Below are 23762 nucleotides of genomic sequence, written 5' to 3' on the forward strand. Positions count from 1 at the left end.
CCGATGTGATACGCTCGCAATTATGTATTTTTGTGAGTTAATCACGTATTTTAGCGAGTTAATAAGTCATGCATATCAGTGTATTCGGAACCGGTTATGTCGGTCTTGTTGCAGGCGCTTGTTTAGCCGATGTCGGCCATCAAGTCACCTGTATGGATGTTAACGCTGAGCGGATTGAACAGCTTAATGGCGGAGAAGTGCCGATTTTTGAGCCTGGGCTAAGCACCATCGTTGCCCACAACGTCTCGGCGGGCCGGTTACGCTTTACCACCGATGCAGCTCAAGCGGTAGCGGATGGCGAATTATTGTTTATCGCCGTGGGAACGCCCCCCGATGAAGATGGCAGTGCCGACCTACGCTATGTGCTAGAAGTGGCGCGTACTATCGGTCAGCATATGGATAGCTACAAGCTGGTGATTGATAAATCCACCGTGCCTGTGGGCACCGCCGAGAAAGTCCACGCCATTATCAGTGATGCACTCAAACAGCGCGGCGCCTCACTCGAGTTTGATGTCTGTTCGAACCCAGAGTTTATGAAAGAAGGGGCCGCGATTGAAGACTTTACCCGCGGCGCGCGGATTATCGTCGGCACAGAAAGCGAACGCGTGAAAGCGCATATGCAAGAGTGCTACGCCCCCTACAATCGCAACCACGAAAAACTGATGTTTATGAGCGTGCGGGCTGCCGAGCTGACCAAATACGCTGCCAATGCCATGCTCGCCACCAAAATCAGCTTTATGAACGAGATCGCCAATCTTGCCGAACGGCTCGAAGTGGACGTGGAGGACGTACGGCGGGGGATTGGCAGCGACCCACGCATCGGCTACCACTTTATCTACCCTGGCTGTGGCTACGGTGGCTCCTGTTTTCCCAAAGACGTTCAGGCACTAGAGCGCGCTGCGCGCCAGTTAGGTTATACCCCAGAGCTGCTTAGCGCCGTTGAGGCGGTTAATTTACGCCAAAAGCAAACCCTGTTCACAAAACTGCAAGATAGCCTAGGCAATCTAAGCGGTAAGACCATCGCCGTGTGGGGCCTGGCCTTTAAGCCCAATACCGACGATATGCGTGAAGCCCCAAGTCGCGCGTTGATGGAAGCGCTTTGGCAAGCAGGCGCCACGGTGCAGGCGTTTGACCCGGAAGCGATAGCGGAGTGTCGGCGTATCTATGGCGAGCGTGATGATCTAATGTTGGCGGGCGACCGCATTCAGGCGGTCAAAGGCGCTGATGCCCTGGTTATTTGCACCGAGTGGAAAGAGTTCCGCAGCGTCGATTTCGTCTGGTTAGCCGACCAGCTGGCTGAGAAAGTCATCATTGACGGGCGTAATTTGTACACACCAAGCGCCGTTGAAGAAGCTGGTTTGCGTTACATCGGGGTAGGGCGAAAGAGCAGTTAGGAATACCAGCTAAAAGATGGACTTATTAACGTCATTTTTCTGATTAATGAGTGTGTCTATTACGTTGTGTTACTTTAGTTAACGTATTAATGCGAAAAGATAAGGGAAATATTTAAGTTATTCTTCACCTGGTCGAGGTTTTAAGGTAAGTGTATTAAAAACAGTGTTACGTAGGACTCCGCAGATAAATGATCATTGGGAGTAGCAAGCGTAGCAACATGTATTCAAAAAAGGCATTGGTTTTATGGCTGCTATTACATCACTAGGCATTGGTTCCGGCTTGGATCTGAACGGCTTGCTGGAACAATTAAAAACGGCAGAACAAGCAAAGCTTGAGCCCATTGCGCAGCAGATTCAGTCTGAAGATACGAAAATATCTGCTTATGGTAAGTTGCAAAGCGCGCTTGAGCAGTTTCAAAGCTCTGCCAAAGCCCTCAATGATGGGTCGACATTCGAGAGCCTGACAACCAGTGTCGAAGGCAGTGCCGTTGGCGCTGTCAGCAGCAATGAGGCCCAGCCTGGCCAGTACGAAGTGCAGGTTGACCGTTTAGCAACGGCCAGCAGTCTGGTGACCGAGCGCCTGGAAACAGCAGATGAAAGCATAGTGACTGGGGAGCAGTCATTAACCTTTACTCTTGCTGACGGGGCTATGGATCCCATTACCATTGCAGATGGCAGTACGCTGGAAGACATGCGCGATGCCATTAATCAACAGAGCGATGGTCGCTTAAGCGCCTCAATTATCAATGATGGCGAAGGTTATCGGCTTTCTGTTAATGCCACGGATACCGGTGCGGACGCTAGTATTGAAAGCACCAATTTTTCAAACATTCTTGCTGGTGACGTCACCACTTCTGATGCACAGGTAGTTCAGGCAGGCCAGGACGCGGCGTTTAACGTCAATGGAATCGATATCGTTAGCCCCACCAATCAAGTGGAAGGTGCAATCCAAGGTGTTACCTTGAATCTTGCAGAGGCTGGCGCGACGAGCACAGTAAGCGTGGAGCAGGATAGCGAAGCTATTCGCGAGCAAGTCACCGCTTTTGTTGACGACTTCAATACGCTCAAAGATACCATTACCAGCTTGACAGCCTTTGACGAAGAGACGGGCCAAGCGGCGGGGCTGAATGCTGATGCCGCAACTCGGGCGGTTGAAAGAGAGCTTCGTCAAACAATTAGCAGTGTTGTCGGCGGCGATGGCTTTAGCGTGTTATCGGATGTCGGTATTTCGCTTCAAGTAGACGGCAAGCTGGAGGTTGATGAGGATCGATTAGATAGCATTGTGGCCAACCAACCTGACCAGCTCGCCAGCTTTTTTGCAGGCGATAGCAAGGAGGGCGGTATGGCAGGGCAAATTGCTTCATCGCTTGAAAGCTTGGTTGGTACAGGTGGTCGTCTTGAAAGCGCTGTTAGTTCATCTGAAGGGCGTGTTGATTCGTTAAAAGAGCGTTATGCAACAACGGAAAGCCGAATTGAGCAAACCGTTGAGCGCTATCGCACGCAGTTTCAAGCAATGGACAGTATGGTGGCGCAAATGAACCAAACCAGCGCCTATCTGACCCAGCAGTTTGCAGCATTGGGGCAGCAAAACCAGAGTTAAGTAGATAAGCTATCTAAATTAATGGCTTACCAAATGCCCAGCACTATGTGCTGGGCATTTTTCTTTGCAATGCCTTAAAAAAAGCTAAAAAAAGGCGCTACCTCTAAAGTTTGTTTCTCCGCAGCCGATAAAATATTCAGATACTTCTCTCTACTTCTTATAAGGAATGAGACACATGGCATCGATTACAGCACTCGGTGTAGGTTCTGGACTGGATCTGAATGGTTTGGTTGAACAGCTTAAAGCGGCCGAAAAACAAAAGCTTGTACCCATTTTACAACAGAAAAGTGCTCAGCAAACCAAGATTTCTGCTTATGGGCGCCTTGAGTCAGCGATGGATCGAGTGCAAACCTCTATTGCTGCATTGAATGAAGCCTCTACGTTTAAGCAGCAAAAAAGCACCGTGACGGGCGACGGCGTATTGGCGACCGCAGGTGAAACCGCCAATGCGGGCCGCTATGAAGTCACCGTTACCCAACTGGCCCGCGCAGGCAGCGCTGCTTCCAATAGCGTAGCGCTAGATCAAGAGCTAACAGCCGCTGAGGCGACGCTGACGCTTGAATTTGGTGCTGGCGGTACCCAAACAAGCTACGACGTGACTATTTCAGCAGGCAGTACGCTGGCGGATGTCCGTGACCAAATTAACGCGGACAAAGAGGCTGGCGTTACAGCTTCTATCGTTAATGACGGCACTGGATACCGTTTAGCGCTGAGTTCAAAGGAGACGGGCCAAGATGCTTCACTGGAGGGCTTCTCAGGCTTGGCATCGCTGACCATGGATGCAGCCACCCAGCGTTCAGGTCAGAACGCTGAGCTAAATGTTAATGGCATTGCTATCACCAGTAAAACCAACCGGGTTGAAGAGGCAATTCAAGGCGTAACGCTTGATCTCACGGCGGTGTCTGGTGACCCCGTTACGCTAGTCATTGAGCGTGATGAAAAATCGCTGAGAGGGGCCATTGACGAGTTTGTTAAAAACTACAACGAAATGAAATCCACCGTTGGCAGAATGACCGCCTACAACGGAGAAGGCGAAACATCAGGCGAACTGGTGGGTGATCGCACTGTGCGTACCATTGAAGACCGCCTGCGTCGGGATATCACAGACAACCTCGGAACAGGCGATATTTCACGCCTTTCTCAAATTGGGATTTCCATCGATGAGAAGGGACGGCTTAAGGTTGATGAAGATAAGCTGGACGATGCCGTCGCTAGCAACCCTGAGGGTCTATCTGCCTTTTTTGCAGGTGACACCAAAGAGGGCGGCTTTGCAGGGCGGTTAAATGCAACGCTTGAAGCCATCACTGCAGAAGATGGCATTATTCAAAGCTCGGTGACTAGCGCTGAGCAGCGGGTTGATAGCCTGGATGTGCGCAAGCTGCGTATGGAGGCCAGTATCGAGCGCAGCACAGAGCGTTACCGCAAGCAGTTTGGGCAGTTGGATGGCTTGATTGCCCAAATGAACTCAATGAGCAGCTACCTCTCTCAGCAGTTTGATATGCTGGGTAGCATGCAGAAAAAGTAATTAAGAAAGTAGTTGTAAAGGTGGTTGAGAAAATATCTGGAAAGTTACAGTAAATTACATAAAAAAGAGCAATTTTTTCTAAAGAAGTTGGTGGGGCTGCCGTTAATTATAATAACGGCGACGCAAGCGCCGCTAAGCGGGCCACAAGGCCAGTTAATCTTTGAGGAGCACTCACATGTCTGTAATCAACACTAACATTACTGCCCTGATCGGCCAGAACAACCTGTCCAATTCACAGTCAATGCTGGCCAAAGCGCAAGAGCGTCTGTCCTCTGGCCTGCGTATCAACAGCGCTTCTGACGATGCGGCCGGTCAAGCCATCGCCAACAAAATGACTGCCCAGATCAAAGGCATGGATCAGGCTAGCCGTAACGCGAGCGACGGTATCTCCTTGGTACAGACCATGGAAGGCGGCCTTGACCAAATCAACGACAACCTGCAGCGTATTCGTGAGCTAGCGGTTCAGGGTGCCAACGACACCAATGCCGAGGCAGATCGCGATGCCATCGTTACTGAGATTAACGAGCGTCTAGCTGAAATTGATCGTGTAGCTGGCAGCAACAACTTCAACGGTACTAACCTGCTGAACGTTGCAAGTGGCGCTAGTGCTACTCTTAATATTCAAGTTGGCTCAAATACTGAACTTGAAGACGTTATTACTGTAGAAAGGCTTGACGCTACCGTTGCTGGTCTTGGCTTCTCTGGTGGCGGTATCACTGGTTCCACATTTGCTATTACTGCGGGAGCGAGCGGTGGTGTTGTTCACGGTGAATTCCAAAGCCTGGTAGATTCTGTTGATGCGGCAACTGAAACACTGGATACTAACCGCGCCACACTGGGTGCTACGCTTAACCGTTTCGACTCTGTAATTGATAACCTAGCGACAACGTCTACCAACCTTTCTGAAGCTCGTTCACGTATCGAAGACGCTGACTACGCGGTGGAAGTGTCTAACATGACACGTGCAAACATTCTCCAGCAGGCCGGTACTTCCATGCTGGCACAGGCAAACCAGACGCCACAGTCTGTACTGTCTCTGTTGGGCTAATACCTTAGCCGGTAGCAGTGTTAAAGACATTAATAACGGGGCCATTTGGCCCCGTTTTTTGTTTGCTTCATTCTTTGTGCTCACTGATTGAGTGAACACCTGCTTAAATACAGGTGCATTCGCGCCTTTGCTCACTGCAGCCGCACGGTAAGCTAGCTAAATTGCCCCTTTTCTATGCGAGCCGCTTCATGGTTAAAAGCACCACCTCATCCGTTACTCAGACCCAAAAACGCAAGCCCCGCATCCTTTGGGCCAACCCTTTCTGCCTGATGGATACGTCTAGCGGTGCCAGCATGACAGTGCGCCAAATGTTGCTGCAATTGGCAGCTCGTGGCTATGACGTCCAGGTGTTGGGTGCGACTGTGTTCGATAACCCTAAAGGAATGGGAAGGCTCAAAGAACAGTTTCCAGATCTAAGTCACCACCTTCATCAACTAATTAAAGCTGATGATGGCCTGCTGACGCACCAGTTAGTGGTTAGCTTCAGCCATAACCGAAGCCATTTTACATCCCATGAAGAGGGACTCTGGTACAGCCAGTACCTCTATATGCTGGATTCTTTTAAGCCAGATTTAGTGTGGTACTTTGGCGGCCAGACCCTCGAAATGCTTATTGCTAATGAGGCCCGGGACCGTGGAATCCCCGTTGCTTTCTATCTGGCGAATGGTCATTATAAAGCACCTAATTGGTGCCGTGATGTGGATTTAATCCTGTCTGATAGCCAAGCCACAGCGGATATGTACCGTAAAGAGGTTGGCTATATGGCAAAGCCTGTGGGCAAATTCATCGCCCCGGAAAAATTTGTCGCCGATCATCATGACCGCAAGCGTATGCTATTTGTTAACCCTAGTTGGCAAAAAGGAGCCAGCATATTTGTGCAACTGGCGGAAAAGCTAGAGCGAGAAAGACCCGATATTGAGCTTGAAGTGGTAGAAGCTCGGGCTGACTGGCCAGCGGTACTACAGGAAGTGACCCGTCGGATGGGAGCGCAGCGCAGCTCGTTAAGCAATGTTGTAGTCACCCCAAACACCAGTGATATGCGCGCCCCCTATAGCAGAGCTCGTATGGTGGTCGCTCCTAGCCTATGGTGGGAAAGTTCTGGACGCATGTTGGCCGAGGCGATGCTTAACGGTATTCCGGCACTAATCACCAATCGAGGTGGCATGCCTGAAATGATAGGCAATGCTGGTATCACCTTCGACTTCCCAGAGGCCTGCTATAAAGAACCTTACCAGCACTTGCTAAGCGACGCTGAGCTCCAACCTTTAGCGGATGCTGTCATCAGCTTCTTTGATGACGAGGTGCTTTACCAAGAGTATGTTGACCGCGCTTGGCAAGTAGGAAAAGAAAAGCACAGCCTTGAGCGAGCCACCGAGCGGCTGCTAGCTGCGCTAACGCCGTTGGTAAATTTACGCGCTGGTAACAAAGATTTCACCATTACTCAGAAAAAACGCCACCGTCAGCGTTTGGCCAGCCAGGCAACTAAGCCTGAATTCAAGGTCGATAACTCTCTACAGCAGTTAGTTGGCGTTAAACCGGCTGCTCTGAACAGCGAATCGCAGCCAGCTCCAAGTCTGCACTTAAAAGATGAGTTTACTTGGCAGTTCAAAGGTAAAGTCATTGTGTTAGATAATCGTGCCAGCTTGATCAAAAGTGGCCTTGCTGAGCAAATGGCAGCGACGAACGCATTTGGCATTGTTGCTTTTGACCCTGCTAGTGAAGTTGAAGATGCTAAGCAGTACGAAGGCAGCGACACTATTCAGATATTCCAGCATGCCCTACTAGGTGATGGCCACGCTGCAACGCTGCACGCCTGCGTAGCACCAGAAATGACGAGTACGCTGACACCGCTACCGGCTGAAAAGTTACCTAAACGGCACCAATTGGGCGCAAAACCTTTGGCTGAACTACCTATTAGTTCCATTGCTTTAGACAGCATTGAGGGCTTGGGCAACCTCGATTGGCTGATTCTTGATGAGTTAAGTGATGCAATGGCCGTGCTGGAGAGTGGTAAAAAGGCACTGGCGAGCACAATGCTGATTCAGGTGCGAGTGCCTTTCCAGCTCACTCATGAGAAACAGCCTAGCTTTGCTGAACTACAACACTGGGCCAGCCGAAACGACTTTCGCTTCTATCGTTTCCATAATACTCGTCACTACAGTCATTTGCCCGATGAGCTTAACGCTCGCTCTCCTTGCGCTACGGAGCAGGAAAGCGCTGACGTGCTATTTCTTCCATCCCACGACCGCATGGCGGCTCTGAGTGATGAAAATAAAACGAAACTCGCTTTTGTGCTGAGTGCCGTCTTTGCAGCGCATGATGTTGCTTTTGAGTTGATTGCTGAAGTTAGTCAGGAGAAGGCGCTGGAGTTTTTGGAAGCGCAGGAGATTTTGCCGAAAGCTCCTACATCACTGGTAACACAAGATACGAGTGATAAAGATTTTCTAGCGCCTCAGCGCAAGCCAACCAATGCAACCCCAACGCCTACCTATATCCCTGCAGCCGAGACCACAACCCCGAGTGAGTCTTCATATCAGGTTGATTTAGAACTTTTGAAAAAGCAGCTTTCGGAAGTGTTAAATCACTTGGCTATTTTTGAACTAACTCAAAGTTATGCCATTAAAGTGGTAGAGCTTGCAGAACAGTTACGCCGGGTTAATGATAAGCCTTTTGTGCAAAAGGCGGTAGGTAAGATACATGGAGAGTTTTCGAAAAAGAAAGATAGTATACCGATTTTTTATTTACTAACTAATGTTTTGCTTAATAGTAATGCTGTAATTTCTGGTAGTGAAAATTTAGTTTTATTAGAAGAAAGGCTAGAGGCTATTGGCTGGATGGATAAGGGGGCGCTGTATTCATTTTGGTTAGTAAGAATCCAAGATCACAGGCAACCTTCGCAAGGTAAAAAATTTACAGTGGTGGTTATATGCAATAAATATAAAAAGGAAACTTACGAAAATGTCGTCGAGTTAAGACGTCAGTGTGGTGTCGATGGAGAGATCGTTTTTGTTAATAACGGCGATAAGAGCAGTGATGCTCGCGGCATGGCAGCTCTCGTTGACGTGTATATTGAGCTTAAAGGTAATTCAGGCGCATACTTAGCTCGCAACATAGGTTCTGTTTTTGCAAATGGCGATATTTTAATTTTTGTCGATGATGACGGCTTACCTGAAGAGGGGATGCTCTCTGCTCATGCAGATGTGCACAGTAAGTATGTTTTGGATGCAGTCAGAGGAAGTTATTTACCCAAAAACCCTAATGAGCCGCCTCCGAGTCATTACCACTTAGGCGATAAACCCTTGGTAGTAATAAATTGTCTTGAGGGTAATTGCTCGTATAGAACTAATTTGTTTTACAAAATGAGTGGATGGGGTGATTATATTTTATTTGGGCATGGAGGTGCAGAGTTCTACGTTCGAATGATGTCAAGTGGAAGTGATCAGTCTAGACATATTTATATTCCTGGATGTATTTTACGTCACGACTACTATCGTGGTGTACAGCATGCTAAAAACAAATGGAAAAAACAAGCTGAGTCAGCTTATATTTTGTCAGCTAAAGATTCCAATATTAACCCTATGGTCTCAGGCTTTTTGATGCATGAAGAAAAAGAGAGCACTGACACTAATTTTTCAAATGCCGAAGAAGAAGTTGTTAATGGCAATTTTGTGTATTTCCAGTATCCACTTATTTATGGTGTGGAACTTTTTAAGAAAGGAGTAAAGTTAGGTCAAGGAAAAACAAAACTAAATATGAAAGTGGTCGATAATTCAAAGGATATTGTTAGTGAGATAGTGTCTGCTAGTAAAAATGATGTCATATTTACAGGACATTCTTATTATAATATGACTATAGCTAGTCCTCCTTATCTTAAAAAAGAAATTAATATTTTTGATCTTTATGAAAAAATACCTTTCTGTACAGTTGATGATCATGCTTATGCTGACTTCATGTTGCAGAGATGTAGAAAAGCGCCAAAAAAATTGGTGGTAGGATCGTCTTCTGAATTGCTTTTGGAGGAGTTTGAAACTGTTTCAAGCGCTGAAAAGCTGTATAAAATAAAATTGCCGCTAAAAATACCTGCAGTTGATAACATTAAGTTCGAAAATAAAGAGAAAAGAGCAGTTTTTGTAGGAAAATTATACCCTAATGTTGATAAAAGTATAAAAGAATTAACTGAAAGAGTTGGAAAAGAGAAAAGGCTAAATGTTAATGAGCTAGCCTTGATACACGAAATGATCGAAGGTCGTAAGGTTAATGCATTTTACAGTCCAAGGTCTGAAAGATTGAAAGTTTCAGATTTGGCTTTGCTCTATTGTGATCTAGTAGATAAGGTTTTTAGAAATTATTATAGAGAAAAAGAAATTAGTAAAATTTCATCAGAATGCATCAGAAATGAAATACCTTTCTTTATAATTGGTGGAAGCAAGGACGAATGGAGTTTTAAAGGAAAAGACAAGTGTTTTTTTTATGAAAAAATGAATTACACTGATGCTGTTCAGTTTATGCACAAATCAAAATATATAATTAACTTAACACCGAGTTACCCAGACTCTTTGCCTAAAAGAGCACTTGATGCAATGTGCTCTAATAGCCTTTGTATCACTGACTTTACTCCTTTTTACGATAGGCTAGATAAAAAAGAATTTTATTATGATTATAGTTTTTTTGAATCAGGTACTTTTGATGAATCGAATGTAGCGCTATTGGCAAAAAAGCAAAAAGAATACATTTTACAGTTTTGTAATGAAAATCTAATTGCTTCTCAATGGGCTGAGTGTATTACGAAAGCACAATTATTTATATCTAGCTAATGATTTATTTGTAATCCGTTATCTTTCTTTTTTTGAATAGCAAGTCGTTAAAATGGCTTGCTATTTTTTTATTTTTACGTGAACCTTCTTCTGAAGGTGGTTGATTTTACTTGTAGCTATTGCATGTGCTTGCTATTTTTTTAACCGAATCTTCCGAGAGTGAGGAGTTAAGGGGTAAACTAATTATCTGCTCATGTATTTTCTCTGTGATAGGTTTTTTTTGATGATAGTAACTGCTTAAAGCCTTCTGTTTATGCGGGGGAATAGGGTAGTGTATCAATGTATTAATTCCATGTTGCTTTAAATGTTCTTGTAGTTTTTCTCGTTTTTCAGAAAGAACGGTGAATAGGTGAAAAACATGTTCTTCTGAATCTTTATCGTTGGTTAAATAAAATGAGGCAGGGAGAATGATCTTATCATTATTAATTTCATTTAGATATACTTTGGCTATTTGGCGTCTAATGTTAGTTTCAATATCTAAATGAGCTAATTTTATGCGTAAAAATGCAGCTTGTATTTCATCAAGTCTACTATTTACTCCTTGATAAAAGTGCTCATATTTTTTAAAACTGCCATAGTTACTTAAAGCTCGTACAACGTGTGCAAGGTTTTCATCATTTGTCGTGATAGCCCCAGCATCTCCCAATGCACCTAAATTTTTACCAGGATAAAAACTGAATCCTGCTGCATCTCCCCAGTTACCAGATTTGCGGCCACCAATACTCGCGCCATGCGCTTGTGCCGCATCTTCAAGTACTAATAAATTATTTTTTTTTGCGATATCCATAATAGCTGGCATCGGAGCCATTAATCCATATAGATGTACAGCTAGAATTAACTTTGTTTTTTCTGTTAATGCAGCTGCTATATTTATAGGACATAAGTTGAATGTCTTTTCGTCGGGCTCTACTAAAATAGGCTTTAAGTTGTTCTCCGTTACAGCGAGAATACTGGCTATATACGTATTTGCAGGAACAATAACTTCGTCGCCATGCTTAATATATCCTAATTCAATCCATGCTCTTAATGTTAAGCTTAAAGCATCCAAACCATTTCCCACACTAATGCAATATTTAGTACCACAATAGGTAGAAAATTCACTCTCGAATGCTTCAATCTCTGGGCCGCCAATGTATAGGCCTGATTTTATAACCCTATTTGCAGCATCAGATAACTCAGTTTGGTACTTGGAGTTAATTTTTTTTAGATCTAAAAAAGGTATCATAACTTTAGCCAATTTTAATTTGATTGTATTTTAATGTTATCAGAAAAGTTGCTGAATATTTTGTCAGCTAGATTTTATTATAAATAAAGATGTTGTTGCTTTTAGGTTTTAAGCTAAAAGCAACATTTATTTTATAAGCCCTTGCTTGTGAGATACTTGCTTACATCCTCGATTGATTGAAGTGATTCAAAATCTTTATCAGGTACGTCGATGCCAAGCTCAGCATCAATTTCTGTAAAAAAATTAAAGATATCAAGGCTATCAAGGCCCAGTTCTTCAAAACTTTTATCAGTACTTATATCACTCCTATCAACTTCAGCGCCAGAGTTGATTAGGATGTCAATTAATTTTTCGCTAGTAATCATGTTAAACCTCACGTGAAATGATGTTACTTGACCATGATAAGCCAACTCCAAACCCTGATACAAGAATATGTTTTAAAGAATCATCTTTTATTTTTTTTTCTAGTAAAAGCGGGATTGAGGAAGATACTGTGTTTCCAGTCTCGTTAATGTCTGATATGAATTTTTCTTTAGAATTTGGAAAACGCTTTGCTATAGCTTCTACGATCGCTTTGCTACCTTGATGTATACAATAAAGATCTATTTCGATTTCATCTAATTTGTTTTTAATTAAGCATTCCTTTATTTGTTTGGGAACTTGTTTCGATGCAAAGTTAAAAACCTGCCTTCCATTCATGCTTAAGCTGTTATTTACAATTGTTAAGTTGCTAGCTCCAATACCATCTGTTGAAAACAAAGGTTTTTGTAGATTCCAAATGGCATCTTCTCCCATCCACGTTGCGGTTGCTGCATCGCCAAACAATAAAGATGTGGTGCGGTCTGATCGGTCTATTATTTTTGAATATGGATCTGCTGTTATGAGAATACCATTCTTTAAATCTGCTTGCTCCATTAGCCCTTTTACAATGCTAAGACCATAAACATAACCTGAGCAGCCTAGAGAGATATCAAATGCTGCAATGTTTTCTTTTAAACCAAGTTTAGACTGTACAATTGCTGATGTATGCGGTAACCCAGCCCCATCTCCATTTTGAGTTACTACGGCAATAACATCTATCTTATCGAGAGAAAGTTCGCTATCTCTAATAAGATTTAGTACAGCTTTAGTAGCTATATCTGATGTATCTTCGCTTTCCCCCATACGAGGAAGGTATAGTGCGCCAATCTTGTTTATTATAAATTCTGACGACTCGCTAAATGCTAAAGCTTGCTCAATATTGTCGACTTTATTTTCAGGTATGTAACTTGATATTGCTTTTATTCCGATCATGGTTTCCCCACTATGAATCTAATTTCGCCATAAGTTAAATCTTCAATAATTATTTGATTTCTGCTGAAACTACTATTCCTTCCTCCAGTATGGATTATTGTAATTTCTTTGTAGTTGCTTGGTAGCTTTTTTAATAAGTCTATCTGTCCAAAAACCCATTTGCCAGCAATTTTTGGAGAAATTTGATAGTTTAATTCTTTTGTTAAAGATACGATATTTTCAATAGTCGAATATTTATTTTTTTTATTCAGTCTTATCCTGTTCTGAGTTGTTTCTGAATTTTTAATAATTTCCTCTTCTTTGAAAGAAATTCTATCAAGAACAGCAAGGGACGTTTCTGTTACCCATATTTTGTAGGATGTTTCATTAGGTGACTGCCAAATACCTATTGCTACAATTTTTTTATTAATATCGGGTTTTTCGAAATTTATTATGCATTTGTTGTAAGCAAAATTTTTAAATGTCAGTTTTTTTAGCCAACCTTTATCTATGATGTTAATGGTTTTTTCAATTGCGAAGTAAAAATCAGCCCCGTTTAAATAGTTTCTTTTTTCTTTGAAGCTTAAGTTAAGTTCTATAGTGTTCATTTTGTTTTCACCCTTGTTTTTCTTAAGCTTTTTGAGTGGCTTTTCATGTTTTCGCTATGATTTATAGCAAAGCTTCCTGAGATTTTTTGTCCATACTTGACATTAGATATTACATTGCTACCAATTAAAATTTCTGCGCTATCTCCAATTTCAACATTGTGCGCAATGCTAGAGGAAGGCCCTATCCAAACATTATTTCCAGTTTTAACATAGCCAGCAAGCTGAGCATGCCCTGCAACCATTGAGTTTTTTCCTAATTGACAGCCATGACCAATGTTGGCATGTAAGCTTATAATTGTGTTTTTACCAATTATAGTCATCTCGTGAAAATATGGTTTTTGTATGGTTGCGTGAGACAATATCTGAACTCCCTCTTCCAAAAGCACTCCTCCAGAATCACAGACCCAAACCCTTTCGTCATCAATAAATGTATCATGTAAACCGCGAGCACCTACTACTGCGTGCGAGCCGACGAAAACGCCTTTTCTTAATATAGAGCCTTCTTTAATTAATGCAAAATCTTCTATTTCTACTCCAGACTCTATTATCACTCCATTCTCTATAATGGCTTTATTGCTGATTTTTGTTTTTTTTGATACTGAATGTTTCCATTGGTTTTTTATTTTAGTGTTAAAAATATAGTTGTGTATTTTAAAAAAATCTTTTTTGGGGGACTTGGAAATAACAAGTCCCTTTTGATTTTTTTCCAAATTGGCGTGTTCTTCATTAGTTATAATTGCAGAGACAGCACTGTTGTTGATGGCCTTGTCAAAGTTTTTTCTATCAAGTGCAAATACAACAGAGTTTTCAATACTAGTTGTTACGTAGTTAGTATAAGAAATTTCTGTATCATTTCTAACCATTTTTTCTGGAAAAAAAGAGCTAAGTTTCATTTTTAATCAACTCTCTGAATGCATTGTATTCTCTTATATAGTCACTCTCATCATAGTGTTCGCTGGCCAGAACTATAAGCACACAGTCATCGCTAAAATCATGCATTTCCCGCCACATTAAACTATCAATCAGCAGCCCACGGGTTGGCACGTTCATTTCAACTGATTCCCGTACTTTGCCATCGTCTAATACCATGCGACAGCTTCCTGAAATACAGATTGCCACTTGTTTTAGTTTTTTATGTGCATGAAACCCTCGGCTTACACCAGGGGCCGTATGGTATATGTAGTAGACACGCTTGATATCAAAAGGTACCGCTTGTTCATACCCTATCTCTAGCGCAACCAACTGGCCTCTATGGTCTCCAAGGCTTTGAAAGTCAACCCATTGTATTAGGCTCATGTAGCAACCTCCTTGGTTAGGGAGAGCAAATATTGACCATAGCTACTTTTGCTAAGATATCTGCCTTGCATCTCCATATGTGAAGCGCTTAGCCAACCCTGGTTAAAAGCAATCTCTTCAAGGCAGGCGATCTTATAGCCTTGGCGTTTCTCGATGGTTTCTACGAACTGGGCTGCCTCAAGTAAGCTTTCATGGGTGCCTGTATCCAGCCAAGCAAAGCCCCGGCCAAGGATCTCGACATGTAGGTCGCCCCGTTCCAGATATGCTTGGTTAATACTGGTAATTTCAAGCTCGCCACGCTTAGAAGGCTTCACCTTCCTAGCAATGTCGATGACATCATTATCATAGAAATAGAGGCCCGTAACAGCGTAGTTAGAGCGAGGTTTTATAGGCTTTTCTTCGATACTGATGGCACGTTTTCTGGAATCAAATTCCACGACTCCGAAACGTTCAGGGTCTTTTACTTGGTAGCCAAACACAGTTGCGCCACTACTACGATCCGCCGCTTGACGAAGCTTGGGCGTAAAACCTTGTCCATAGAAGATGTTGTCGCCGAGCACGAGGCAGACATTGTCGCCACCGATAAACGCTGCTCCGATGATAAATGCCTGTGCTAATCCGTCTGGGGTGGGCTGTACTGCATAACTGAGGTTAATACCAAAGCGGCTGCCATCTCCGAGTAGGCTCTGAAAGCTCGCTTGATCACTAGGTGTGGTGATAATTAATATATCACGTATGCCCCCTAGCATAAGAGCTGAGAGCGGATAATAGATCATCGGCTTATCGTATATAGGCAGCAATTGCTTTGAAACACCCATCGTAATGGGGTAAAGGCGAGAGCCGCTTCCTCCTGCCAAAATGATGCCTTTCATGCGCGGTCGCTCCCTGCTCAATGCCGTTGTATAAATATATCGGCAACTTTTTAGGTCTCTTAAACTCTGGCAAATGCTATCCGTAGCAACCTTTTGCAGAGGGCATCTATTTTTTAGCCTGTTCGAGAGGAATGCGCCGTTAGCTAAATGAATGTCTGCACACTTTGCAAATCGACCACATTGTCATCATTGCTGGTCATTTGGCTTCATCAAGCATAGTGATATTTGCGAACATATTGCCATAAGCCCTTTGATGGCAAATAGATGAAAAGACCTTATGTTTAGGCCTATGCTGAGCATTAACAGGCTGGACGAGGGTGAGCATCTATTATTAGATGCTGTTCAGCCAAGCCATGAGGGCATAAGGTCTGCACTTCATCGGCTGAGCGTGCGGTGCAAGCTGTTCTGCGTGCTGTGCTAATGTGCCTTCATATGAAGTGGTCTGTTTTTCGGTAGCAAGTTTTTTTGTGTTAAGTTCTTCATAACCCTAGGTTAGCTGAGTAAAATGACGGAGGTTCGCTGACTTTGGGTATCTACTCCAGAGAATCCTAAAGTTCCTATCGCTCCTGCCGTTACATATTGCAACGAATTGTGTACAAGGATGCCCTGAATGGCAGTTATTAATACGAATCAACTCTCTTTGAGTGGGCAGAACCAGCTTAAGCGCTCGCAGTCTTCCATGGAGACCGCTATTGAGCGCCTGTCGTCAGGGTTGCGTATCAATGGGGCGAAGGACGACGCTGCTGGGCAGGCTATAGCTAATCGTATGGAAACCAACCTTCAGGCGGGTAAAACCCTAACCCGAGGCATCAATGATGGCATTTCGCTGATGCAAACTGCTGAAGGTGGTCTTGATAGTATCAATCATATTTTGCAACGAGCTCGTGAGCTGGCCATTCAATCCGCCAATGGCACCCTTTCTGATGCTGATCGCTCCTCGGTCAATGCCGAGTATCAGCAGCTCGCAGAGGAAATCGACCGACTGGCCTTCAGTACAGAGGCGTTTGGGAAGACACCACTCGCTCCCGCTGAACCGCGCCCCTTGCCGGTTAAGCTAGGTGATGCATCTCATATTACTGAGCTTCTTGAACCTGGTTTTAAGGGTTTTACCTCCGGTACAGTGTCATTGGCTTACATACCTGAGGGGGCCACTAATGTCACGTTGGAGATCGACTCTTTTGGTTTAGATGATGACATTCAGATCTTCACGCAAGATGGGAAGCATCTAATAGGGACGCCTATTGATGGGGCTCATCCTGACCATGTTTGGCAGTCCCGGGACGCTACTGATCTTAATGCTTCACTACTCACGTCTCAAAATGGGTTTGAATCTGGGGCCAGTTACGATGCTAGCCTGCTACAAGATGCGGCGGGAAGCTATGACCTAAACTCGCCGCCTGTTGAACTTGATTATAATGACATGAAAATTACTTATAGCGGCGACGGTGATCGGCTTGATGAGGCATCGGCTGATGATGACGGTACCGAGTTTAACAACGGCAACCTGTCGGAAAATATGCTGGAGCGCGTAACTTTCGATAAAGTCACCGAAAACCTGATTGTTTTCGTGGTAGGTCAAGGTTCATTTAATGCCAGAGCTACCTGGGATGACATGCCAATTGAGTATGACGACCCCGAGCCAGTATCAACTCCCGTTAGCACTCCTACCAACATAGTGGTCAGTGCTGGGGTTGGTCAGGAAATGGATTCCATCACGATCGCTCCAACGCCGTCTGATACTCAATCATTGGGGCTTGAAGGGGTAGCACTGGATCCTATAGAGAAGGCCTTGGAAGCAATGCAGAAGCTTGAGCAGGCAATGGGGCAAGTTGATGGCTATCGCAGTCAGTACGGGGCACTCAACAACCGCTTTGAATCTGCCATTGGCACCTTGAGCCAGGAGCAAGTGAGTTTGGGGGCTGCTAAGTCGCGAATCGAGGATGCGGATTATGCCGTAGAGACATCTAATATGATGCGCACACAGATTTTACAGCAAGCTGGTACTTCAATGCTCGCTCAGGCCAATCAGAATCCCCAAAGCGTTCTTTCGCTGCTGGATTAATTGGTTTGTCGATGGGGTCATTGCTGCTTCTACGGCCTCTGCCACTAATTACTTAGCCCGCTAAAATTGATCTTCCCGGCGTTTGCTCGATAATGAATCGTTATCTTGGCACTCATCGGCTTGCGGGTGCCCAAATTTTACGTTCGTCATTGGGCGGGAAGACACCCCATGGATCCGCATAAACTAGCGGTAACCTTAGCGATTGCTGCAGGTTGGTTGAGTTTCAACAGCCTGGTTGTTTGTATGTATTTCCTGCTGAGCGGCAGAGGCGTGCTGGAAGGAGGAATGTGGCGAGGGGGAGAGTGGCTAAGGCTTGGCCAGGCAGTGCCAGCCGATGGGGGCAATGAGATCGCCGCTGAGCCTTCTGCTGCTGTTGCCAAACAGGTGAATACCTCCTCTACGTTACCCGAGGGTGAAGATAGCGTAGAGGAGGTGGCACCTGTAGCGGTAGAAGAAGAGGGCTCTCATGTACTGTTTGTGATGTTTGACCAGCCGGATATTGCACTCAACAAAAAACTGCTCTCTAGCCTACAAAAGTGGGAAGCTCACTACGATGCTGCGTTCCAGGTTTACAGCGCACCAGGTGTTACCCCACAAAATCCATTGCGGATTGCCAATGCCTACCCGCCTGGAGTAATGCCATCCCCAGAGGCCTTCCTGCAAGATGAGTACTTAATTGGGGGCGTTAGCGTGATCCTCAAAAAGCCCAAGCGCAGGCGCGGGTTTGATAAGGTGCAGTTGGAGAAGCTGGTGGCGTTTACACAGGAGCTGGCGGCGTTAGGCGGCAGCGTACTGGATGCCGAGCGCCAAATGGCTACCCCTAAAACGTTCCTGGCAATCCGGCAAAAGTAGCCATACAGCCCTTTGTGACGGTATATTCAATAAAAGTATAAAAAATAATTTTAATATTCTTTTGTATGCTTTTTTCGTAGGAGTAAAATAGCTGCCATCAATGCCTCATGATTATTTGTGTGGCTATTCATAGTGGCGTACTACCGACCAACGAGGAAACAGATTCATGCAACTACCCCGTAAGCTTAATCTCACCCTGGCCGTGGTTTCGTTGAGCGTTGCCAGCGGGTTGTTTGCCGCCACAGCGCACGCCGACACACTTCGAGTCGGTATGTCCGGTGGTTATTTTCCATTTACCTTCGTTGAGCAAGACGAGCTTAAAGGCTTTGAAGTTGATGTCATGAACGCCGTGGGTGAGATCACCGGTGATGACATTGAATTCGTTACGGCGAGCTTCTCGGGCTTAGCGGGTATGCTGGAGTCTGGGCGTATTGACACCATTGCTAACCAGATTACGATCACCCCAGAGCGTGAAGCGAAGTATGTGTTCACTTCGCCTTACGTTTATGACGGCGCTCAGGTCGTGGTGCGGGCGGGCAATGATTCTATTCAAGGCGTGGAAGATTTAACCGGCAAGAGTGTCGCAGTTAACCTGGGCTCGAACTACGAGCAGTTGCTACGTGAACAGCCGAACGCCGATGAAATCGATATTCGCACCTATGAGTCCAACATTGAGCAAGATGTGGCGCTAGGTCGTGTCGAGGCGTTTGTCATGGATCGTGTGAGTGCTACCCAGGTTATTAAAGAGAAAGGCCTACCCTTGGAACTGGCTGGTCAGCCGTTCTCGACCATTGCGAATGCGCTGCCGTTTCGTGATGATGAGGCAGGGCGCGAGCAGCGGGATCGCATTGATGCAGCCCTTGCTGAACTTCGTGATAGTGGAGAGCTGCGCGAGATATCCGAAAAGTGGTTTAATACCGATATCACTCAACCGTAACCGCTGAGTTCGCCTGTTTCACGCGGCCGTGGCATTGCCACGGCCGTTTGCTTATACGCGATGTGGCGTTTGTTAATGGCTAGTTTGAATGGCTGTGTCAAATGGCTATGTTGGATGACTAATCTGAATGACCATGTTGAATAACCATGCTTAACCTTGAATATATGTGGGGGCTGTTGCCGGTTCTGCTGAGCTATTTGCCGCTTACGCTGGAAATGGCGACGATTGCCATGGTCTTTGCGCTGATATTGGCGTGCCTGCTGGCAGTGATTCGCGTCTCACGGGTGCCATTTTTAAACGGCTTTTCGCTGCTGTTTATCTCGTTTTTCCGAGGCACGCCGCTGCTGGTTCAGCTGTTTCTTTTCTACTACGGCTTGCCGCAACTGATCAGCGCATTGATCTCTATTACCGGCGTTACCGCTGCGGTGCTGGGATTAACGTTGCACTTTTCTGCCTACATGGCCGAGTCCATTCGTGCAGCCATTGTGGGGATTGACCGCAGCCAGACCGAGGCCGCGCTCTCCATCGGTATGACTCAGTCGCAATTAATGCGCCGTATTATTCTGCCCCAGGCTACCCGTGTGGCAACGCCGACGCTGATGAACTACTTCATCGATATGATCAAGGCGACCTCGCTGGCCTTTACGCTAGGGGTGACTGAGCTTATGGGGGCTACCCAAAAAGAGGCCGCGGGCAGCTTCCTTTATTTAGAGGCATTCCTGCTAGTCGCGCTGATTTACTGGGCGATAGTGGAAGTCCTCTCCTGGGGGCAGCGTCGGCTGGAAATTTACCTGAACAAGGCCTACCAACGATGATTTCGCTGCAAGGCATTACCAAGCGTTTCAGTGGTCATACGGTGTTTAAAGATATCGATTTGTGCCTTTCTCAAGGTGAAATCATCGTTATCATTGGCCCTTCAGGCACCGGTAAATCGACGCTGCTACGCTGCATTAACTTTTTAGAGCGCCCAGATGCGGGGCGCTTAACGGTAGGTGATTTAAGTGTCGATACCCAGCATGCCAGCCGGGCGGATATTCTGGCGCTGCGCCGCCGCACTGCCTTTGTGTTTCAGAATTACGGCCTATTCGCCAACAAAACTGCGCTGGAGAATATCAGTGAGGGCATGATCGTGGTGGATAAGCTGCCCAAAGCTAAGGCCCATGCGAGGGCGAGGGAAATTCTGGAGCGCATTGGCCTGGCGGATAAAGCCGATGCTTACCCGGCCTCACTGTCAGGCGGCCAGCAGCAGCGGGTGGGAATCGGCCGCGCGATGGCCGCGAATGCTGATGTGATTCTATTTGATGAGCCGACTTCTTCGTTAGATCCTCAGTGGGTAGAGGAAGTGCTGAGTCTGATGAAGCAATTGGCGGAAGAGCGCCAGACGATGATCGTTGTTACCCACGAAATGCAGTTCGCCCGAGACGTAGCTGATCAAGTGGTATTTATGGATGACGGCGGTATTGTCGAGCAAGCCCCGCCCGAAGAGCTGTTCACAGCGCCCAAAGATGAGCGAACGCGGCACTTCTTACGCAAAATTTTAGCTCCAACCGGGCAGGCAGTGCCTTAGATGCCGTAGCTTGTTTTCAGATAGACAAGCTATGCATGAACTAAGGCCCACTAGAGATGGGAAGTGTACTGTTCGTGTTAGGCTTGCGTTAAGCTCATCGGCTTCCCGAGGTTACTATGCCCACTGAAAATCGGCTCAAACTTCCTATTGGCGTTCAGACCTTCTCAGATATCCGTGAAGGGGGTTACTACTACGTTGATAAAACAGCTGATGTTCATCGCTTAACGAAAGAAGGGAAGTACTTTTTCCTTTCCCGTCCACGCCGTTTTGGTAAAAGCCTGCTGCTGGATACCCTGCGCTGCCTGTTTGAAGGCCGCAAAGCGCTGTTTGAAGGGCTGTATATTCACGATAAATGGGATTGGCAAACCAAGCATCCGGTGATTCGTATTAGCTTTGCCGATGGGCATTTGGCTAGTCGTGAAGATCTGGATACTCATATCCGCTATCAGCTTGCTCAGTACCGAGAGCGCTTAGGCATTATCAGCGAGCGGCCCGAGCTCATTGCTAATGACTTTTCGGATCTGATTCGCCGCGCTCATCAGACGTTTGGTCAGCGTACGGTAGTGCTGATTGATGAATACGATAAGCCGATTCTCGATAATATTCTGGTGCCGGAAAGAGCCCGCGAACTGCGTGAAGGGCTTAAAAACCTTTACAGCGTTCTTAAAGATGCGGATCCATACTTGAGCTTTGTATTGCTTACCGGTGTTTCAAAGTTCAGCAAGGTTAGTCTTTTCTCAGGGCTGAATAATCTCAACGACATTACTTTAGATGCGCCTTACGCGTCGATTTGTGGCTATACCGATGAGGATGTTGATAGTGTATTTGCGCCTGAGCTGCCGGGGTTGGATCGTGCTCAAATTAAGCATTGGTATAACGGCTACCGTTGGGGCAGCCAGGAAGTCACCGCCGTTTATAATCCCTTTGATGTATTGCTGCTGTTTCAAAAGCGTCAGTTTGGTCCTTATTGGTTTGAGAGCGCCACGCCGACATTTTTAGTCGAAATTTTAAGACAGCGAGGCGTCTTTACGCCGTCATTAGATCAGTTGGAAACCGAGTCTGAATTGCTGGGTCGTTTTGATGTTGATCACATCGCCACTGAGGCGCTGCTGTTTCAAACGGGATATTTGACCGTTAAGCAGGTCGAAGAGCCCATGCTTGGGTATCGGTTATATACCCTAGGTTTTCCGAATCAAGAGGTAGAAACCAGCCTAAACCAAGCGTTATTGCCGATATTAGGCGTTGAAAATGCACCGCGTGAACGCAAAACATTGTTTACGCATCTGCGTGCGCATGACTTGGCAGGTCTGGAGGCTCATCTTAAAGCTCTTTACGCCGGGCTACCCCACGACTGGTATCGCAACAATCCCATCGCCCAGTATGAAGGGCATTATGCCAGTGTGTTTTATAGCCATTTTGCCGCTCTTGGATTAAGCGTTACGGTGGAAGACGCCAGCCATTTCGGCAAAGTGGATATGACGGTGGATTTCGCCGGGCATCTTTACCTGTTCGAGTTTAAGGTGGTGGAGCAGTTGCCAGAAGGTAGTGCACTTGAGCAGATTAAAGCCAAAGGCTACGCCGACAAGTACCGTGCCTCGGGCAAGCCAATTCACTTGGTGGGCGTTGAGTTCTCCCGCGAACAGCGCCAGATTGTTGGGTTTGAAGTAGAAACGCTCTCAACATGAAATTGCGGGTATTTCATTCTGTGTTATACGTTGTGCATGTCAATGTGCTGCTAGCAAGCACACCTAACGCGTGATAGACTATGCCATCCTCTCAGACAAGTCCCGTGAATGGGCAGCTTATTTAGACTGCCTCTTCCACATTTTGGTAGGGTGATAATCCAGCCAAAACAATTAGTTGTTTCGAAAATGGATTGTTTTGGAAACAAGTTGCTTTGGAAACGGATTGTTGCGGAAACGTTGTGCTGTGACAGCGCAGCCGACGAATACATATTTAATTTCGTTGCCGTTTTATCGGCAACCTTTATTCTCCAAGGAGATACCCTGTGGCGAACAGCAAGCAAGCTCGCAAGCGCGCCCGCCAGGCCGAGAACCGTCGCGTCCTGAAATCCAGCCAGCGCAGCATGGTTCGCACCTACATCAAGCGTGTAGTGAAAGCGATCGGCACCGGCGACCACGCCAAGGCAATGGAAGAGTTCAAGGCAATGCAGCCGGTCGTTGACCGTATTGCAGACAAAGATGTGCTGTCTAAGAAGAAAGCAGCTCGCCTGAAGAGCCGTTTGAACAAGCGTATTAAGGCACTGGCGGCGTAAGCCGGCAGGCGCCATAAAAAAACCGGCTGCGGCCGGTTTTTTTGTGTCGTGCGCCAGGCATGGCGCGCAGCGCCTTGACAGGCGCTGTTCCTGGGGGTGGTGCCTCAGGATGACTTGGGGGTGAAAGTCCCCTGCACGCCCGGCAAGGGGAAGTGCTAGCCGACGGCAAGGGTGTCCCTCGCGAGGGGGAATCTGAAGGCAGCCCGAGGCAAAACGCTGGCCTGACGAACAGGAAGCGGATACGAGGCGGCATGGCGGGGTGAGGTGGCTACACTCACCAAAGCCCAATACTTGCACGGAACGCCATGACGTAAATCCGACAGGCATAAGCGGGAAGGTCGCGCGTCTTACCCTGGGAGGTCTGGTGGTCTGCCACGGTGCTACCGGCGTCGAGAGGCGACGGGATGGATCACCA

General features: G+C 46.1%; 19 protein-coding genes. 12 read left to right on the forward strand and 7 right to left on the reverse strand.

Going from position 1 to position 23762, the window contains the following annotated elements:
* Window positions 1-68: 68 nt before the first annotated feature.
* The 5 genes from QT231_RS05150 to QT231_RS05170 all read left to right on the forward strand — a co-directional run bounded on the left by QT231_RS05150 (window position 69) and on the right by QT231_RS05170 (window position 10381).
* Complete coding sequence (locus QT231_RS05150; RefSeq protein WP_308335845.1) at window positions 69-1394, forward strand: UDP-glucose/GDP-mannose dehydrogenase family protein; 1326 nt, start codon at window positions 69-71, stop codon at window positions 1392-1394.
* Window positions 1395-1638: 244 nt separating this feature from the next.
* Complete coding sequence (fliD, locus tag QT231_RS05155; protein ID WP_308335846.1) at window positions 1639-2994, forward strand: flagellar filament capping protein FliD; 1356 nt, start codon at window positions 1639-1641, stop codon at window positions 2992-2994.
* Between the two features lie 175 nt (window positions 2995-3169).
* Window positions 3170-4519, forward strand: a complete 1350-nt coding sequence (gene fliD / locus QT231_RS05160; RefSeq protein WP_308335847.1) for a flagellar filament capping protein FliD — start codon at window positions 3170-3172, stop codon at window positions 4517-4519.
* A 175-nt stretch (window positions 4520-4694) separates the two neighbouring features.
* On the forward strand, window positions 4695-5567 hold the full coding sequence (locus QT231_RS05165) for a flagellin (protein ID WP_308335848.1): 873 nt from the start codon (window positions 4695-4697) through the stop codon (window positions 5565-5567).
* 188 nt (window positions 5568-5755) lie between these two features.
* The gene (locus QT231_RS05170) at window positions 5756-10381 is read left to right on the forward strand and encodes a glycosyltransferase (protein WP_308335849.1); all 4626 of its coding nucleotides are present in this window, start codon (window positions 5756-5758) and stop codon (window positions 10379-10381) included.
* 106 nt (window positions 10382-10487) lie between these two features.
* Here the strand turns inward: QT231_RS05170 and QT231_RS05175 are convergent, their stop codons facing one another.
* The 7 genes from QT231_RS05175 to rfbA form a co-directional block, all read right to left on the reverse strand.
* A complete protein-coding gene (locus tag QT231_RS05175) occupies window positions 10488-11606 on the reverse strand; it encodes a DegT/DnrJ/EryC1/StrS family aminotransferase (RefSeq protein ID WP_308335850.1) in 1119 nt (372 codons plus the stop codon).
* 131 nt (window positions 11607-11737) lie between these two features.
* Window positions 11738-11971: a phosphopantetheine-binding protein gene (locus QT231_RS05180; RefSeq protein ID WP_308335851.1), complete on the reverse strand. Its 234-nt coding sequence runs from the start codon at window positions 11969-11971 to the stop codon at window positions 11738-11740.
* A gap of 1 nt (window position 11972) precedes the next feature.
* Window positions 11973-12899, reverse strand: coding sequence for a ketoacyl-ACP synthase III (locus tag QT231_RS05185; RefSeq protein ID WP_308335852.1), 927 nt, complete (start codon window positions 12897-12899; stop codon window positions 11973-11975).
* Window positions 12896-13486 carry a hypothetical protein gene (locus tag QT231_RS05190; RefSeq protein ID WP_308335853.1) on the reverse strand — a complete coding sequence of 197 codons (591 nt, stop codon included), beginning with the start codon at window positions 13484-13486 and terminating at the stop codon, window positions 12896-12898. Before QT231_RS05190 ends, QT231_RS05185 begins: the two co-directional genes overlap by 4 nt.
* Window positions 13483-14379, reverse strand: coding sequence for a hypothetical protein (locus QT231_RS05195; protein WP_308335854.1), 897 nt, complete (start codon window positions 14377-14379; stop codon window positions 13483-13485). Before QT231_RS05195 ends, QT231_RS05190 begins: the two co-directional genes overlap by 4 nt.
* Window positions 14369-14782 carry an FdtA/QdtA family cupin domain-containing protein gene (locus QT231_RS05200; RefSeq protein ID WP_308335855.1) on the reverse strand — a complete coding sequence of 138 codons (414 nt, stop codon included), beginning with the start codon at window positions 14780-14782 and terminating at the stop codon, window positions 14369-14371. Before QT231_RS05200 ends, QT231_RS05195 begins: the two co-directional genes overlap by 11 nt.
* The gene (gene rfbA / locus QT231_RS05205; RefSeq protein ID WP_308335856.1) at window positions 14779-15654 is read right to left on the reverse strand and encodes a glucose-1-phosphate thymidylyltransferase RfbA; all 876 of its coding nucleotides are present in this window, start codon (window positions 15652-15654) and stop codon (window positions 14779-14781) included. The genes QT231_RS05200 and rfbA overlap by 4 nt, the downstream gene beginning before the upstream one ends.
* 610 nt (window positions 15655-16264) lie before the next feature.
* Between rfbA and QT231_RS05210 the strand changes: the two genes are divergently transcribed.
* The 7 genes from QT231_RS05210 to rpsT all read left to right on the forward strand — a co-directional run bounded on the left by QT231_RS05210 (window position 16265) and on the right by rpsT (window position 23347).
* Window positions 16265-17716, forward strand: coding sequence for a flagellin (locus QT231_RS05210; RefSeq protein ID WP_308335857.1), 1452 nt, complete (start codon window positions 16265-16267; stop codon window positions 17714-17716).
* Window positions 17717-17884: 168 nt separating this feature from the next.
* A complete protein-coding gene (locus QT231_RS05215) occupies window positions 17885-18568 on the forward strand; it encodes a hypothetical protein (RefSeq protein WP_308335858.1) in 684 nt (227 codons plus the stop codon).
* A 166-nt stretch (window positions 18569-18734) separates the two neighbouring features.
* Entirely contained in the window at window positions 18735-19505 is a 771-nt protein-coding gene (locus QT231_RS05220; RefSeq protein WP_308335859.1) for an amino acid ABC transporter substrate-binding protein, read from the forward strand.
* 146 nt (window positions 19506-19651) lie between these two features.
* Window positions 19652-20320: an amino acid ABC transporter permease gene (locus QT231_RS05225; protein ID WP_064235153.1), complete on the forward strand. Its 669-nt coding sequence runs from the start codon at window positions 19652-19654 to the stop codon at window positions 20318-20320.
* On the forward strand, window positions 20317-21072 hold the full coding sequence (locus QT231_RS05230) for an amino acid ABC transporter ATP-binding protein (RefSeq protein WP_308335860.1): 756 nt from the start codon (window positions 20317-20319) through the stop codon (window positions 21070-21072). The genes QT231_RS05225 and QT231_RS05230 overlap by 4 nt, the downstream gene beginning before the upstream one ends.
* A 116-nt stretch (window positions 21073-21188) precedes the next feature.
* A complete protein-coding gene (locus QT231_RS05235; protein WP_308335861.1) occupies window positions 21189-22757 on the forward strand; it encodes an ATP-binding protein in 1569 nt (522 codons plus the stop codon).
* A gap of 323 nt (window positions 22758-23080) precedes the next feature.
* Window positions 23081-23347: a 30S ribosomal protein S20 gene (rpsT, locus tag QT231_RS05240; protein WP_022521977.1), complete on the forward strand. Its 267-nt coding sequence runs from the start codon at window positions 23081-23083 to the stop codon at window positions 23345-23347.
* Window positions 23348-23762 lie beyond the last annotated feature (415 nt).

The sequence above is a fragment of the Halomonas sp. SpR1 genome, from assembly GCF_031010175.1.
Taxonomy (GTDB): Bacteria; Pseudomonadota; Gammaproteobacteria; order Pseudomonadales; family Halomonadaceae; genus Vreelandella.